The 16,569-nt window shown below is 50.3% G+C and carries 10 protein-coding genes; 1 reads left to right on the top strand and 9 read right to left on the bottom strand.

The genetic code is table 11. The annotated features are described in order from the left end of the window. Window positions 1-188: 188 nt before the first annotated feature. Window positions 189-1,643, top strand: a complete 1,455-nt coding sequence (locus DESAL_RS02175) for a type VI secretion system contractile sheath domain-containing protein (protein ID WP_012766024.1) — start codon at window positions 189-191, stop codon at window positions 1,641-1,643. Window positions 1,644-1,761: 118 nt separating this feature from the next. Here DESAL_RS02175 and DESAL_RS02170 read toward each other — a convergent pair whose 3' ends face one another. The 9 genes from DESAL_RS02170 to tssF form a co-directional block, all read right to left on the bottom strand. Further along, window positions 1,762-2,535, bottom strand: a complete 774-nt coding sequence (locus DESAL_RS02170) for a hypothetical protein (protein WP_012766023.1) — start codon at window positions 2,533-2,535, stop codon at window positions 1,762-1,764. A 191-nt stretch (window positions 2,536-2,726) separates the two neighbouring features. Beyond that, window positions 2,727-3,131 carry a DUF4150 domain-containing protein gene (locus DESAL_RS02165; RefSeq protein WP_012766022.1) on the bottom strand — a complete coding sequence of 135 codons (405 nt, stop codon included), beginning with the start codon at window positions 3,129-3,131 and terminating at the stop codon, window positions 2,727-2,729. A 17-nt stretch (window positions 3,132-3,148) separates the two neighbouring features. After that, the gene (locus tag DESAL_RS02160; RefSeq protein ID WP_012766021.1) at window positions 3,149-3,772 is read right to left on the bottom strand and encodes a DUF3540 domain-containing protein; all 624 of its coding nucleotides are present in this window, start codon (window positions 3,770-3,772) and stop codon (window positions 3,149-3,151) included. A 152-nt stretch (window positions 3,773-3,924) separates the two neighbouring features. Further along, window positions 3,925-4,986 carry a pentapeptide repeat-containing protein gene (locus DESAL_RS02155; protein ID WP_012766020.1) on the bottom strand — a complete coding sequence of 354 codons (1,062 nt, stop codon included), beginning with the start codon at window positions 4,984-4,986 and terminating at the stop codon, window positions 3,925-3,927. Next, window positions 4,983-8,816 (bottom strand): DUF2169 domain-containing protein, encoded by a 3,834-nt coding sequence (locus DESAL_RS02150; protein ID WP_012766019.1) that lies wholly within the window; start codon window positions 8,814-8,816, stop codon window positions 4,983-4,985. Before DESAL_RS02150 ends, DESAL_RS02155 begins: the two co-directional genes overlap by 4 nt. 12 nt (window positions 8,817-8,828) lie before the next feature. Then, window positions 8,829-11,138: a type VI secretion system Vgr family protein gene (locus DESAL_RS02145; protein WP_012766018.1), complete on the bottom strand. Its 2,310-nt coding sequence runs from the start codon at window positions 11,136-11,138 to the stop codon at window positions 8,829-8,831. A 21-nt stretch (window positions 11,139-11,159) separates the two neighbouring features. Further along, window positions 11,160-13,805: a type VI secretion system ATPase TssH gene (tssH, locus tag DESAL_RS02140; protein ID WP_012766017.1), complete on the bottom strand. Its 2,646-nt coding sequence runs from the start codon at window positions 13,803-13,805 to the stop codon at window positions 11,160-11,162. Further along, a complete protein-coding gene (gene tssG / locus DESAL_RS02135) occupies window positions 13,802-14,842 on the bottom strand; it encodes a type VI secretion system baseplate subunit TssG (protein ID WP_012766016.1) in 1,041 nt (346 codons plus the stop codon). The genes tssH and tssG overlap by 4 nt, the downstream gene beginning before the upstream one ends. Beyond that, a complete protein-coding gene (tssF, locus tag DESAL_RS02130) occupies window positions 14,806-16,536 on the bottom strand; it encodes a type VI secretion system baseplate subunit TssF (RefSeq protein WP_012766015.1) in 1,731 nt (576 codons plus the stop codon). The genes tssG and tssF overlap by 37 nt, the downstream gene beginning before the upstream one ends. Between the last annotated feature and the right edge of the window lie 33 nt (window positions 16,537-16,569).

The raw sequence follows: 16,569 nt of genomic DNA, 5'->3' as shown, positions 1-16,569 counted from the left end.
TCCGATTGCATAGTTGGAGCCACCAAAAGAGAATTCAGTACTTAACAGCAATTTACACGTAAAATAACTTTATGTCGATGACAGATGCAATTTAAGCACAAAAGCAAAACACCTTATTGCCCCCGAAGCGTAATCTGCGTTAATATGGCTTCGATTCCTGTTTGCAATATAACCGCAGTGAGGTCTTCATGCATATCGAGCTTCCGTCTTTCAAATTATTAATGCTGGCCCCCTTTTCCCCGACTCTGGCAACAGACAATCCCCCGCGCATAAAGGCCGATCCATCTTCCATAGACCAAGCTCTGGCTGAGATTAACCCCAGTCTTGATATCTCTCTGGACCGCAACCATTTCCCCGCTGCATCCATCAATATTTCCATCAGCAGAATGGCGGATTTCAGGCCCAAGAATATCAGCCGAACCCCGGAATTTAAAAATATCACCAGCCAGATGGCAGAAGACTCACCCCCTTCAAAACAAACAACGCCCACTCCCAGAAGTTCCGCCGTTCTTGATGACATCCTTTCCATGGTCAACAGCGGACAGAACGATCACCCCACAGCCACGTCCAGTCGACACGAACGCCCCAAAAGCGAACTGTTGCAAGCAGTTTTCGCTGATTCAGTTTTCAGAAAAATGGAGTCCCCATGGCGCGGTCTGGAATTGCTGTCCCGGCAGGTTCCTTCCGGCAGCAAGGTCAGTGTTGAATTCATGCTCGTCCCCATTTCCGAGAACAACCTGATTCCAGTTCTGGATAAACTGGAGCAGGAGCTTGCTGATTCCCCACCGGAGTTAATTCTGGTCGATCACAGCCTGAACAATTCGCCACGGTCAATGGAAATTCTGGAACGGATCATGGATTTTGCGGAATCCATGATCGCCCCGGCAATGGTGGCTTTCGGGCCGAAATTCCTTGAGCTGGAAAACTGGGCCGAAGCAGACAAACTGCCCTTCATCCCAACCCTGCTGGAAGGCGCGGAATACGGACGCTGGAAAACTCTGCGCCCGCAGCCTTCCGCCGGATGGATAATCGGTTGTGCCGGAACCATCATGGGCAGGACCATGCACTCACCTGAAGCCGGATTTGAACAAACGTCCCTTTCCGAACGGGGGCCACTCTGGACTAACTCCGTATGGGGCGCAGCAGCCCTCTGCACCCGCAGCCTTTCCGAACACGGCAGGTCCACCCTTTTTGCAGACCATTCCAGCACTCGGCTGGACGGATTACCCCTTGCCGAAGGCCCAAGACCTGCACCGATCAATCCGCCCCTAGGAACAGAACGAATCAAGGATTTCCGACAGGCTGGCATAAACGTCCTCGCCTTTAACGGCGATCAGGCTTTTCTAATCGGCGCAACAACCATAGACGGTGGTCCGGCAAATCTGCGGTTCTATCTTTCAGGATTGATTCATTTTCTGATTCTATTATCAACGGCAAAGCGCAAAGAATTCAGCGACATTGAATCGCAATTAACCGAAGCAATTGCACTGTTCCTCCAGCAGCAGGGATATCCGCAACCGCAGGATTTGAGCATCAAAAAAGGAGAACCGTCCGGCGAGACGATTCCCCTTGAGATTTCCATTACTCCGGGCGCGGAAATCCTGCCCGGGAATGCACCCATTAGCTTTGGATTTAATTGGTGATTTGGTGCGCTTCGCGCTTTTTGATGAACGAGTATGCCTCCGGCGGCTTAACCCCTTTAAAAAGGGTTTAAGAATCCCAAACTTATTTATTAGGCTTCGCCACTTTACTTAACGAATTTCACTTGAATTCTAAAGAATAGAACTCGGCATCATCGCCGTCCGGAAATTCACCGAAAATAAGTGCGTCCGGTGTTCCTGTTACTTTTACAAAATATGATTCATCTTCGCCCAGCTCGTTTTTCACGGCCCAGCCGATGAAATTCTTGCCACCCATTTCCATTTTCAAGCCCTTCATGGGATAGTTAAGCACGCATTTATCCGGCAATTGTCCGGCAGGACCTACGCCGTGCGCAGCTATGTCGCCATCGCTTACACCGAGCAAAGCCCCACTCCATTTATGACCCGGAGCAGGACCGACCTCGATCCACAGCCCCAGACTCGGCAAAGGGTAAAGATCAAAACGGTATTCCGTATCAACTTTTTTGATCGGCATATTGGCTTTGGCTGCCAGCTTCGCACCGAGCTTGGCTTCATCCACAACTTCCGCGCCCCGCAGCATGGTCGGCAAAGTTGCGGAATCAAGGTCGCCGTCATCACAGATGCACAGGATCGGGAATCCGTGACCGCGCCTAGCCTGCACTGCCGCTGCCAATAGTCCCAGTCCAAAACGGATGTCCGGATTCTCATAGCTGGCCTTGCCGCCCTTGATCAGCCAGACGCCGACTTCCGGCTTGTCCATCTCACCAATGGGGCCGGCCCATTCCATCTTTTCAAGATTGTCGGACCAGAAATGACCGTTCACGCCAAGGCCGTAGCGGGTAACGGTCTGGAAAAGGCCCTTACCCTTGGCTTCGTCTTTTTCAAGAATAGAAATGAAGATGCTTTTTGACATATATGCCTCCGGCGGCTCTCCGAGGGCCAAAGAAACTTTTTGAAAAAAGTTTCTCTGGACACTTCAAAAACTTTTATTAGGACTTCGCCACTATTAACCACGAGTTTTCCACGACAAAAATCAACTAAAATTATTAAAAGGTTTTGGGATTCTTAAACCCTTTTGCAAAAGGGTTTAAGCCGCTGGAGGCATCATCCCAGAGTCAAAACCGTTACCTGACTGGGAACAGCGCAAACTCCGGGGGCGTTGGGTAAAACCGCAAGGCAGTTCTGTCCTGTCACGCTGGTCAGCCGCTGCACGGGTATGCCGTCCGCAAGGATGGTAATACAGCCGACAATGTACTCTGTCTGACCGGACTCCAGATGCGAGACAACGCCCATTTCAACACCGGGCTCATCTCCTTCACTGACCAGCCCAAGCGAAACCTGATTAAGGGTCGGCATGCAATCGCAAAGCACGTTGTATGCTGCCGGGGCCGATGTCGCTGACTCAGCAATATTCGGATACGGAACCGGCACCGGAACCGGACCTGCCGGGGTCAGACAGACATCCGGGAAGCCCATGTCCATCCCTGCTCCCATGGTAAGCGCAAACATATGATACTCCTTGATTTTTAGCCCATATGAATCAGTTCACCGTCTATTTTAACGTGTTCCTCTGAAACGATCATGGCATTCTTGCTCTGTATGGTCAGGGTCTCATCCACTAACTGCCTGCGCGATTCGGCCTGACAATCTTCATGCTCCTTGGTGAAGCGGAAATAGTTGACCACCCGGCGGGTAAACTCCCGGCTGACCTCATCCACATTCCCGGCGACCTTCTTCACCCGCTCCACATTACTGCTGAACAAGCGCGAGGTAAGCGAAACCTTGCCAGCTGAAATTTCAACCTCATTGGAATGCAAGGCAGCCTTATCGCTGATGCAGTTTAATTCATCGTCAGCGGCAATGGTCAGACTTCCATTTTTACTTCGCAGAGTAACATCGCCATCAACTTCTAGTGATGTAGCAGTATCAGCAGCACGAGCAAGCACGGATAGAATCCAGACCCCGCCCTTTGTGTCCACAGACACAAGCACACTATCACCCGCTTCAGGACTGACCAGACAACTGGCCGCCTTCTGCGCCTCAAGTTCTCCAAGGGAAGTCTCAACCACAACACCGCCATCAGCCAGAATCACCCGCCCGTACTCAAGCTGGGGTGTAACCGCTTCATGTTTTTCAGCCAGATTATTCATATATCCTCCCGTAATTGAAGAACCGTATTTCTTTTCCATCGCACAACACTTAACTAAAAACCGCCGCGAAGCGGCTAATAAAAAGTTTTGGGATTCTTAAACCCTTTTTCCAAAAGGGTTTAAGGCCCCCGGCAGGGTCGCCGAAGGCATGCCTAACCATGCACCCAGTTTTCGGCTTCCTCCATATCTTTGTCCGTACCTTGCAGCATAATCAGAGTCGCTCCATCCCAGCGTGTATCTTTCTCGATTATGCGATGCAACTTGGCCCGATACATGAAGGCCCTGCTGAAATCCGCATGGGTCAGGTCGGCATGCGAAAAATCTGAATGCTGTAAACTGGCCCCATTAAATTTTGTGGCCTGACAAATAGCCTTGGTGAAAATTGAGTGAACCATAGTAGCACCGGAAAAATCCGCAATGGTCGCATCTGCCCCGCCCAGATAAGCCTTGGTGAGATCGGCACGCGTGAAATCAGCTTCGCGCAGGACGGCACCGCTGAGCATGCAACTGCGCAGAACTGCGCCGGACAGATTTGCTCCGGTTAAGTCCGCGCCCATGAAATTGGACATGGTCATGTCTGCACCTGAAAGGTTCGCTCCCCGCAGATTGGCACTGTCCAGCAACACCTGTGAAAAGAGCTGACCGGAAATATCCTGATTCTCCAAGTCCGCTTCACGCATCATCATCTTGAAATATGTTCCACCCTTGAACTTAGTACCTTTGAAAGAAGAACCGTTACAGACAACCCGATCAAAATTGGCCCCGAAGAAATCGGCTCCGTCCAGGTTGGAATGGGAAAGTACAGTCTTGACGATCTTCATGGAACGCATGTTCGCGCCCGTGAAGCTGGAATGCTGAGCCATGGACCACGTAAGTTCCGCCCCGCTGAAATCAACCTCACTGAAATCTGCTTTCTGAAGCATGGCCATGTGGATTTTGGCTTCCTTGAAAGAGGCACCGGGGAAGCTCATTCCTTGGAAATTAACCTTGGTCAGGTCAGTTCCATCAAAACGGGCTTCGTTAAATTCGCAATTTTTGAATCCTGTCTTGAGGATGTTAGCCCCGGAAAGGTCAGCCCCGTGAAATTTAACATTGCGGAAACGCCCTCCGGTCAGATCAACACCGGAGAGATCGGCCCCGGAAAGGTCTATATCCTGCAAGGTCTGGTTGTCGGCAATGGCCGCAAGTATCTGTTCGCGATTCAGTGTGCTCATAAGTCGTCATCCAGCAGTTCTAGTTTTCCGTGCAGCTGGCTGCGCTTTAAGTTGGCAGCCTCGAAACGGGTATCGCCGAGCACGGATTTGTAGAAATCCACGGCAAAAAGGTTGGATCCGCGTAAGTCAGTATCCACTAAGCGGGCCTTACGCATCCCCCCCATGTGAACGTTTGCAGCGCGCATGGAAGCTCCTTCAAGATTACTCTTGGTAAACCGTGCACCCTTGGCAGAAACACCGTTCAAGTTGGCCCGAACCAATTGCGAATTATCAATCAGACCATTCTCAAAGTCCGCACCCCGGAAATCCGATCCGGTAAAATCAGATTCACGCAGGGCTGCACCATGCAAGGTGGCATGGCGGAAATCCGAATCCTTGAAGTTGGAATTACGTCCGGTACGCAACTTATCCAGATTGGCATCAGTGAAGTTGACCTTGTGTGCATCAACATCATTAAATAGAGATTCGTTTACCGAGGCTTCGCTGAAATCAGCTCCGGTAAGTGAAGACGCTTTAAAGATGGATTTCTTAATATTCGACTGACTGAAATCGGCTTTGTCTGCCTTCCCGCTGATCATGCACATGTTGATTCGTGCACCCTTAAGCTCGGCTTCGCTGAAGTCGGTTTTCTCAAGAATGGCCATGTCAAAATTGGTATCGCGCAGCACTGCTTTTGGAAATTGCGCACCTTTGAAAATAGCCTGCGCTCCATTTGCCTCACTCAAGTCACTTTCAACGAACAAAGCTTTATTGAATAACCCACGACTTAGATCCGCCCTTCTGAGGGAAGCTTTGCTAAAGTCGGCAGACATTCCAATAGCTTGAACGAACTTAACATTGTCAAGAATTGCGCCTTTGAAATTAGTCTTCTGGAGCTGGCATTTGCTTAAATCCGCTCCACTGAGATCAAGACCGGAAAGATCCACTCCGCTAAGCACTGCACCGACTAATGATTTGCCCTGTTCATGATAGCGCTGGACTTCCTCACGAGTCAGCGCACGCAGAGAATCCGCACTGAGTCCGTGCTCGGCAAGTTTGGCCTTGGCTGCATCAGGTAATTCCTTGGCTTCAAGCTTCTTCAAACCTTCAGCCATTTCAATTTTTTTGGCCTCAAATTTCTTAAGCAGCTTTGCATTCTCGGCATCAAGCTTTGCGCCAGTCTTTTCCATCCTTGCAGCCTCAGCTTCCATTTTCTGGGCATCTTCCGGGGTCAGCAAGTTACGCCGCTTCAATTCAGCTGCTTTGGCCCTGACCTTAGCTGCGGCATCCTTGCCTACTTGCGTAGCTGTCGACTTCGGTCTTGTGGGTTCAAGTACTACTTTTGAGGGATCTGCTCCCAATTTGGAGTATTTCTCGGCCTTCTCGCGCATCAGGTTGAGCATCTCCTTCTGCTTGGCTTTGACAGGCTCAAACTTAGCCTCAATACTCTTTTTAACCTCGGCGTGGATACCTTTTGCCAAGCCCTTAACGTCCGGGAATGGAGGCATGAAACCTTTCAGAAATTCGCCATCCGGCAGCTCACCTTTTTCGGGCATAGCCATAGGCATGGCATGTTCCGCAGCATGCTCTTCAGGCAGATGATCCAGCACCCATTGGCGGATATCGCTGCCTTTCTTGCTGGATTCAAAAACAGTACGCCCATGCTCAAGCTCCAACGGCTGAGCTGTTTTTAATGCCGACTGCCAATCGGCCCATTCTTTCCTTAGTTCGCTGTCCGTGCTCCATTTTTCAGGACGGACAACCAGCACTGCCAATGCGTTCTTCAGTTCCTTAGCTGCATGCTTACCAGGCTTTTCCTTGGCTGAACCAAGAGTCAGGATGGAGCAAAAATCACCAACTTCCTGCTCCATAAACAGAGCCTGTAATTCATCAGCAACGCAGACTACCGGAGCCGCAGCAGCCGCAGGCATAGTCGGCAGATCAATCAGAGTGGAACTGGGCAGAAATAAGGGTTCTTCATTTGAACCGGGAACGAGCTCCGGCTCAGCTTCAGCAAAATTACCCGGATTGATCTTGATGTGATTAAGAACCGGACCGTCAAAACGTGGCAGCATCAATCCTACGGGGATGACAAATTCATCATCACCTTCCAAGCCCCAATCCGCCGGGGATTCGCTCAGGGCTTCAGCATTCACCCCCATCCACATGCGCTTAATGGTCTTGCGCTCGAGGCCTAAATCAGTAAGCTTTTTCATGGTCTCGCGATCATTTTCCAGTGCCCTGCGCCACTGCGCCACCAATGGAAAACCACGATCATGCCATGGATTAACTTTCTTATGAAAAGGGAAGTCCTTAGGAAGAGGTTCATCTGGATCAAAACCGCTTTCCTTAAGATGTTCAGGCTTAACGCCTTTCAGCTTGGTCGAAGCATTCTTGACCATGGCCTTACGGGATTCTTCCAGCTTCTTCTTGGTAGCGGATATTTTTGTTCCGGTTGCATCCAGCTTCTTTTCAATATCGGCGATTTTGCCCCGGAATTTGTCAAAGACACCAAGATTAATTTTAACCAGATGACCGTGCTCTGCATGGGCCTTGCGAGCTATGGATTCAAGCTTATCCAACGTCTTGTAATGTCCGGCGATCATTTTCTGCGCCCCGGCAATTACCTCCTCCGGTTCTTGCGCAGGCATTTTGGGACGGTTTCCAAGAGCCTTCTGACGTATTTCGTCCGCGAATTTGGGAATATTTTTAATTTTGAGCAGAGACTTTTTAGCCTGCTGCATAACTTCCTCAGCCTTGGACAGATCAATATCCACACCGCGATCAAGAAGCTTGATCTGTAAATCCCGATAGTGCTCAAGGGACTTGGCTTCCTCATCCTGAGTTTCGTGACGGATCATAACTCGCAACACGTCTGCGCCTTCATCATCAACAACCTCAGTTGTTCCGCGATAGATGAGGAGCCCGCGCATGATCTTAGGAAAAAACCACACTGTCTCCAGACGGGTGGAAACTTCGCGGAACTCCTCATCTTCTTGTATCTGGTGGGATGGCAGCGGTCCCACCGGAAATTGATGCGGCTTAAAATTCTTATTTACAGTCACAAAACAACGCATGCGCAAGCGCGGCAACGAACTCTCTATAAGCGGAAAATCGGGGTGCATATTCTTGATTAATACTGATTCCCCACCCTTGAAATAACCATCCATGAACTGGTCTTCACCGGCAACATTGAAGAATTCGTAATTCATGTCATCCGGGTAAAAAGGCCAACGCTCATTCTTCCATTTTTCATCATAAGTGCCGTTCTTCTTCGCCCGCTGCGGCCACATCAGGTCAAGAGGACCGAAACTGGCAGGATCAACTTTCTGCGACGGCGAACCGATCTGCTGCTGCGGCAACTCCACATTAGGCAACGGAATAACCTCGGAACCGTCCGGCATAGGAACTTTGTCCATACCTTTGCCAAGCGGATTCTTAGCGTAATCCGATCCTCCGAATGCATTTGCCCAGACCACGGGCATTTCCACGAACGGTTCCGGTTCGGTGATCAGACCGTTTTTCCAATAACGATCTCCGAAGATATTCAGCGTTTTTTCCTTTTCACCAACACGCACCTGCACCTGTGAAGCCGGACGTAACTGTCCACGTGGAGCAAAACATGATCCACTAACCAGAAACTCACCGCGCGGCTTAGGCACACCCTGATCAATGATCGGTTTGGGGCCAAGCTCACCGGGGACTGTCTTCCAAAGCTCCTGCTCATCCAGCAGATTGCCGGGATCATTGAGGTCAAAAAAAGCCATGACCCCGACACTGAGGTAGAATTTATCCCCTATACCGAGCGGGCGCGGAAAAAAGGAATGCTGCTTTTCCTTGAATATCTTCATGTGGCTCCGGGGCTAAATATTGCTAATGAGACCTGCGATATTATTCATTTCACCTGAAATTTGGCTTGATTCAGCCGAAACCTGAGAGAAAGCCGCAACTGCAGAAGTCTTGTCTCCACATGCCTTAATAACTTCTCCAGACACCTTAGTTTTACTTCCGGCAATCTTAGTCAATTCTCCACAAACTTCAGAGACATCACCGGCAACTTCTGTTAACTGACCGCCAAGATTTTCCACCTCTCCAGCAAGCTTGCTGGACTCACCTGCCAACTCTGCGGTAGCTCCTTTCAAATCATCAAAATCCATGGCTAAGTTGGTGTGAGCTTCACGGATAGTGCTCAAATCGCCATTAATTTCAGCACAGGTAGCATTAAGCTTAGTCATATCTATGTTCATACGATGATGATCGGCTATCAACTCCTCTCGCTCTGTCTCGGCTTTAAGGGCCGTACCCGCCACCAGACCATTCTTTGTGGCAGTTATCTCATTGAGCAGGGCGAGTTTTATTCCGGTCTCCATGCCGACAACGATATCCTCCTTAAGCGCACCGAAGAACTTGGTATCGTTACCGATGTTCACAAGCTGCGAAAATCCGACAACTACCTTGCTCTCGTTACCGAGGATATAGCTGGCAATGTTCTTACCGTTAATTTTGATATTACCCTCGGTGGAGAGAGCTAGACTTTCTTCTTTCTTTTTCGCTTCGATCTGCTCGTCAGCTATCTGCTTTACTTTTTCCTCAGTCATTGAACTGGAGCTGCCTGCAGGTTCCGCTGCTGCTGAGCCAAGCCGCACATAGGTGTTATCTTTGGGAGTTTTGAGGTGCATACCCTCACTGCCCTGCTTATCCTGAATATGGAAAAGGTTCTGGCCTCCGGTAACAATGATGCACTTGGTCTGGTTGGCATCTTTGACCATACTGGGGTTTTCCGGGTTGGGAGCCGCAGACTGGATAATAGGTCTGTCCGGATCGCCCTCCACACATGTGATCAATACCTCTGTGCCTTTATGCAGCGGGAAATGCATGCCGTGGTTGGAACCACCGTAAGGTTGAGCCATGCGCAACCAAGTGGTGGCCTTGCCGCCGCTGCGCCCGGATTCGTCAAAAGGCATGATCACCTTGTAGCGGCCCTCTCCATCCAGCTCGGCATATTGCCCGCTGCCCGAAGCATCGACCTTGGCATTAATGGTGCCTGCAAACTTAGGCTTCACAGCCTTGCGCTCAGCACGAAACTGCGTGTTCGCAGGTATGCAGGTGAATGAATTGCGATAGTAAAGACGATCCGCGTCTTCAGCGAGATTCAATCCCAGACCGGAAACAAGATAAGCTTCCTGACTACCCTCGTGCACAACTTCCGTGGTCAGGTAGCGCTGGTTGAAATCCTGACGGTAATGATCCTTCAATTCGAAAATATATCCGGTGCGGATGTAGGGAACAGTGGAAACGCCGTGAAAAACCTTTTCACGGCAAAGGAATTCCTGCGCCCTGATCTGGGCCAGCGTGTTTCCTTCACCCGGAGTCTTGAAATGTTCACCGTAAATGTAGATTTCACCCATCCCCTGTTGGGAAACGAGGGCCTCGGCTTTCATTTCAAGACTGGGCTTGCGGTAGTTGTAATCCTTGAGCAGCACTTTTTTAGGCAGAGGCTGCTGCTTGAGCATGAAATTCTTGACGATCTCCTCACGGTGGGTGTGGTCAAGATTGCTCGGTGGGGAATAGGTCAGGCTGGTCCCTTCCTTCATGGGTGAATGAGAAATATGGGTATCGGTGATAACCATCTTCTCGCCCTGATCGGTCTGCTCAAAATAATAATACATGCCGTCCCGTTCCATCCAGCGGGAGACAAAATTGAAATGGGATTCATCATACTGGCAGATATACTCCCATGAGGGATACGATCCTTGAAGTTTGAAATCAAAATTCAGGCCTTCCTTAAGTCCGGCCTTCTTGAGCACATCACCTAAGAATCCCTGCGCATTTTCGTTCAGGAATATCTGATTGCAATGAGTCAGGGTCGCCCACCAGAGCTTCGGGACAAGTTCTGCACGGTAGAAACAAATCTTTCCGGCCTGATGAAGCTGTTCAAAAGAACTGAGCATACCCTTAAACGGAATATCCCCGTCATCACGCTTGATGGTGAATTCCGCAGGGTTCTGAAGAATGGAACCGATATCGAGGTCATTCTTTTCCGAAATCAACATGATACTGAAACGGTAAATGGTCGATAAGCCTTCGGTGCCCTTGAACCGGACCACGCTGAAGGTATTCTTATCCGCCCCCTTGGACTCAAACACAAATTTGGGTTTGGAAGTATCTGCCATAAAACTACCCTCTCATGCTCATTATTCAGCGGAAAATTCCATATTAAAGGAACCGTCTTCATCCACGCCCAGATGCACTGCCGCAGGCATACCGCCCTCGGTCATATGTATCAGGATTTCCTTGGACATCTTCGGCAGCACATTGCCGTTCAGGATATATTCAATATTTCTTGCTCCGGTTTCCACCTCGGTACAACGGGCCGCGATTTGATCCACCACGGAATCATCATAACTCAGCTTCATTTTGTTGTTGGCGAGAAGCATCTTTTCCAGCTTGCCCAGCTTGAGCTTAGTGATCAGCTTCATGGCTTCAGGGTTGAGGCTGAAGTAAGGCACCACATTCATGCGAGCCAGCAATGCGGGCTTGAAGTGCTGGGAAAGGATAGGCCGCACAGCGGAAAGCACAGCGTCCATGGGCATTTCATCACCCGGATCAAGACTGGCAGTCATTTCCTGAATGACATCCGTGCCGAGGTTGGAGGTCAGAATAAGAATGGTGTTTCTGAAATTGATATCCTTGCCCTCGCCATCGGTGAGCACGCCCTTGTCAAAGACCTGATAAAAAGTGTTCATCACATCCAGATGTGCCTTTTCCACCTCATCCAGCAAAACAACGGAATAAGGCTGACGGCGCACGGCCTCGGTAAGCATGCCGCCTTCACCGTAACCAACATAACCGGGAGGCGAACCGATCAGCCTTGATACGGTATGCTTCTCCTGAAATTCACTCATATTCACGGTGACCACGGAACGTTCATCGCCGAAAAGTAAATCAGCCAATGAAAGTCCGGTCTCGGTCTTACCCACACCGGAAGGACCGACCAGCAGAAACACCCCGATGGGTTGATCCGGGTTCTTGATTCCGGCCTTGGAAGCACGGATGACTTCGGCGATGGAGGCAAGCCCCTGATCCTGTCCCTTAATGCGGACTTTGAGTTTATCGTCAAGATCCGCAACTGTTGCGGCCTCGTCACGGGCCATCTTGCCCACCGGAATTCCGGTCCAGTCGGAAACAACGCGGCCCACTAAATCAGGAGTGACTTCAATCTGGACCATAGGATCATCAGACTGAAGATTAGTAAGCGCAGCGTCAGCCTTGTCCAAATCATCCTTGAGCTTGCTAAGACCGTCTTCATCTATCGGTTCAGCGTTGCGAGCTTCCTGAATCTGCGCCCGCACATCCAGAACAGCATGGGCGGCATCCTTTTCCTTAAGCCATTTTTCGCTGATTTCTGCGGCCTCAGCATTCTTCGCTTCAATCTGCGCCAGCAAATCCTTGTAATGATCCTCGTCCACTTCGACCGCGTTACTGCGATCCCGATCAACTGCCTTCTTTTCGCGTTCAAGAGCCTGCACCACGCGCTGGCAATCCTCCAGCCGTCCGGGTTTGGCCGAAAGATTAACCTTCACCCGCGCACAGGTTGTATCCAGCAGATCAATGGCTTTATCCGGCAGAAAACGTCCGGCGATATAGCGATCTGAGTAAACAGCGGCAGCAACGTTAGCATCATCACGGATGATCACGTTGTGAGCCTTTTCATAGCTTTCACGCAGACCGCGCAGGATGATGGTCGAAGTATCAACGGACGGCTCATCCAGCTTGACCAGTTGAAAGCGACGGGCAAGAGCAGGGTCTTTCTCAAAATATTTCTTGTATTCGGTCCAAGTGGTGGCAGCGCAGGTTTTCAGCTCCCCGCGGGCAAGTGCAGGCTTAAGCAGGTTAGCAGCGTCCGCACCCCCGGCGGAACCTCCGGCACCAACAAGAGTATGCGCTTCATCAATAAAAAGGATGATCGGAGTCTCGCTGGATTTGATTTCATCAATTACGCCCTTGAGACGGTTCTCAAACTCGCCCTTCATTCCGGCTCCGGCTTCCAGCAGTCCCATGTCCAGACCGAGCAGGGTCACATCGCTTAAAATTTCCGGCACATCGCCTTCAGTGATGCGCAAGGCCAGCCCCTCGATGACCGCAGTCTTACCGACCCCCGGTTCACCAACAAGAATAGGATTATTCTTGCGGCGGCGGGCAAGAATATCCACCATCTGGCGCATTTCCGGATCACGTCCGAAAACAGGATCAATACCGCCTTCACGGGCCTTGGCAGTAAAATCAATGCAGAACCGCTCAATAAATCCGCCTTCACCCTTGGCTGGAGCAGATGCTTCACCGGGAGCGGCAGCGGGCATTTTGTATTCCACTGATCCCTTGGTTACGGTCCAGAATTCCTTGAGCAAAGTCTCGCGATTGATGGCTGAGAACAAATCTGCGTAATTGCCGGAAGCATAAAAATTAGGTTTCCCCAGAAAGGCCAAGAGTACAGCACCGGAACGAATGCGGGTTTCACCAAGCTCCACTGAAGAAATCAGCCATGCGTCTTCAAAAAGCTCCAGCAGCATGGGCGAAAACACGGGCTTGCCGGAATTTCCGGTCTTGAAATCCTGCAACACATCCGTAAGGGCGGCAGTAATACGCGGGGTTTCCACTCCGTATTGACGGAAAATAAGCGGCAGATCGCTGTTCACTTCCTCAACACATTTGATGAAAAAATGCTCCACTGAAACTTCGTAATTGCTGAGCGAAACACTCAAGCCTGCTGCGTTATGCAATGCATTGGTGCAGAAGGTGTCCAGCTTTGAAAGAAGATTTCTTATGTCTACATTGATCATGCTTCATACCTCTCATGGATGTGTCCGCCTTTATTGGGAAAAGACGCTTTTGCATATTCTAGATGATCCCCGGCAAAAACCCAGGTATCGCAGCCAAGACCAGACCACTTATCTCCGCCTAGGACAGCCGTGTTTGCCTCGCCGGGTTTCATTTCAAGAACCAGATCATACTTGAACGGCTCCACCAGATAGCCACGCACCAGATTATCCAATTTATCCCCGCCCTCAGCACCGGGCAGCAGCCTGTGATAACGGGCTGAATCAAGCCCCTGCAAATGTACCGCGAACTTGCTGTTACGGTCTTCCAGTTCCTCTCCGACCCAAGATCGTTCACCAAGCGTGTTGGAACTTTCTCCAAGGCAAAAACGCTGGTCTTCTGGAATCTTAACTTTACGCAACACGCATTGCTCCACATGGATTTTTGCATGCTGCAAAGAATCCTTAAGCAGGGTTTCAAGGCCCAGAGCACTTCTCGGGTACTGGGTTAAGAGTCCGATGTGGCGATAACGGCGACACTCGGGCGGAACATGGGAAAATGCCTTATAGTGTCCGTAACCAAGCAGACTGTCCAAACGCTCCAGCCATGAATGGTCTTGCTCATCCACAGCCTTAATCATCAGCCTTGAACGGCTCCAAGCACGGAAAAACTGTATATACGCGTTGTTGTTTACAATATTCAGGAAATCGCGGGTAACGGACTTGTCTTCCGAAGCCTCGGACAGCAATTCCTCTGTATAAAAAACAGGCAGCGGCGAGGAAGCTCCATAAAGCCCCAGAAAGGTCGCTTCCAGATGGTAAAGATCGCCATCTTCACCTTCTTCCTGCTCAATGTCGGTCAGATCGGTTGCCGGAAAGCCGAGTGAAAGCTGCGGACGCACCCGCAGGTGATCACGGAAAAATTCTTCAAGCTCCTTACCCGTGCAATGATGCGAATGCAGCCGCAGCAGACGGATGGCCTGAAAAAAGGAATACCCGGTCGGTGTATTAAACAGGTTTCCGGTTACAGAAGAGGACGGTTTCCGATCATCGCAGTCCACTTGTAGATCTCCTTGTTTAAGGTGTCCTCAACAGTCAGACGGGTGAAACAATTGACCGAGGCATAGCCGGAAAAAAAGCGGTTCATCACCGAACTGAACAGATAGAGATCGCCGCTGTTGGCAAATCCGTCACAGCTGAGCGACATCTTGATCTCCCGGCCGCGCATGACCAGTCCGCGTACCAGACGGTCTCCCTCACTGACCTCCATGCCGGAAATGGCCTCAACTCGTTTGGTATTGGCGACCACCGAACTGCGGTCGCGGGTATCAGTAAAAATATAAAGTTTGACCATGGCCCGCAGGCTTTCCATATCCGCAACAGAAAGATAATTGAGGTAAAGATGAGAAAGCAGTCGCCAGAGCAGGTTCCGTCCCAGCGGAGGCTGTACAGGGGAAGTGGGTTGGCGGATATTTTCAAATGAAGCCAGCTCCGGTGAAGTTCCGGTTGGTTTGTTGATATCCCCGTAACGCAGCTTTTCCGGCAAGGTTCCGTTGGTGCAGGTCAAGGCCATGGACAGGGTTTCGGTAACAGGTTCCTCCCCCTGCGCCGGATAAGCCACGGAAACAAAAATATCCGTTTTATCCCGTACCGGAGAACGGCGGTGGTGCACTGTATAGACAGGCATTTCCCCGGCCTGCGGATTGAACATATGAAATGGTTTGTACGGCTTTTCCTCTACAGTACCCTGAACATAACCGACCACGTTATCCACGGAGTAGACCTGATAATCACCACCGGAATCTCCAGAAGGACGAACCTGATATTCCGGGCGCTTATGATCCAGAATCACCGGCTCGGCATCACGCTTGAACAAATTGATTGCCGGGGTTGCAAACAAGCAAAGATCGTCTTTAGTGAAGCGGTCAAAGGTCTGCGGAACCTTTTCCAGCTCCAGAACTATCTTGAATTTTCCGTTGCTGCCCCGGTTACGCCAGTTGTCCAGTCCTGTAATCTCGAAAAAAAGAAACTTTTCCGGCAGGATAAAATATTCCTGTAAAATCCTGTAACCCGGAAAGGATTGCGAAGGATAAGGCAACAGTGCTTCGTCATCCTCAAAGCCGACTGCCTTGAAATTGCTCTTCCCAAGTACGCACAAGCTTCCGTCTTCACCGCTGATCTGAATCTCACGGATATAATTGAACAAAAACTTATAGCGCATTGAGGCTGAAGCTGAGTCTCCTGTCAGGTGGAAGCGCAAGCTGGAATTATCCCACTCTTCCAGTGGAAGACCGCTCAATTCCAGATTGATAATCAGAGAACCGGAGGTACCTGCGCTTTTGACCAGCTCCACATCAGTGATGGAAAGAGGATGTAAATCAACATCATAGGTTGTTGAAAATATGCATGATGTTCCGCTGACCGGGATTGATCCGATCTGCGCTCCTGCCGGAACGCGGATGCTTTCCATCAGGCTAGGTTTAGGAGTAAATTTTACTATGGTGGTTGAAGGGATGGGGCGTAAGTAATGCGGGAAAACCAACTGCACCAGACCGTGTACTATCTCAGGAAATTCATCATCCAGCTTCTGGTTGATCATGCCGGACAAAAAAGCCGAACCTTCCAGAAGCCGTTCCACGTCTGGATCAGCTCCTGATCCGGTCAGCATGGGAGCCAGCGCGGGGTGGGTCTTGGAAAATTCCACCGCCAGTTCGCGCAAGTGGCTCAGTTCCCTCTGATAATACTTTTCTATCATGAATGATATGCCTCCGGCAGCCCTATTTAAGGC

Source organism: Maridesulfovibrio salexigens DSM 2638, assembly GCF_000023445.1.
GTDB classification, from domain to species: domain Bacteria; phylum Desulfobacterota; class Desulfovibrionia; order Desulfovibrionales; family Desulfovibrionaceae; genus Maridesulfovibrio; species Maridesulfovibrio salexigens.
The sequence above is the reverse complement of the archived record's forward strand: the minus strand, read 5'-3'. Positions and strand labels throughout refer to the sequence as shown.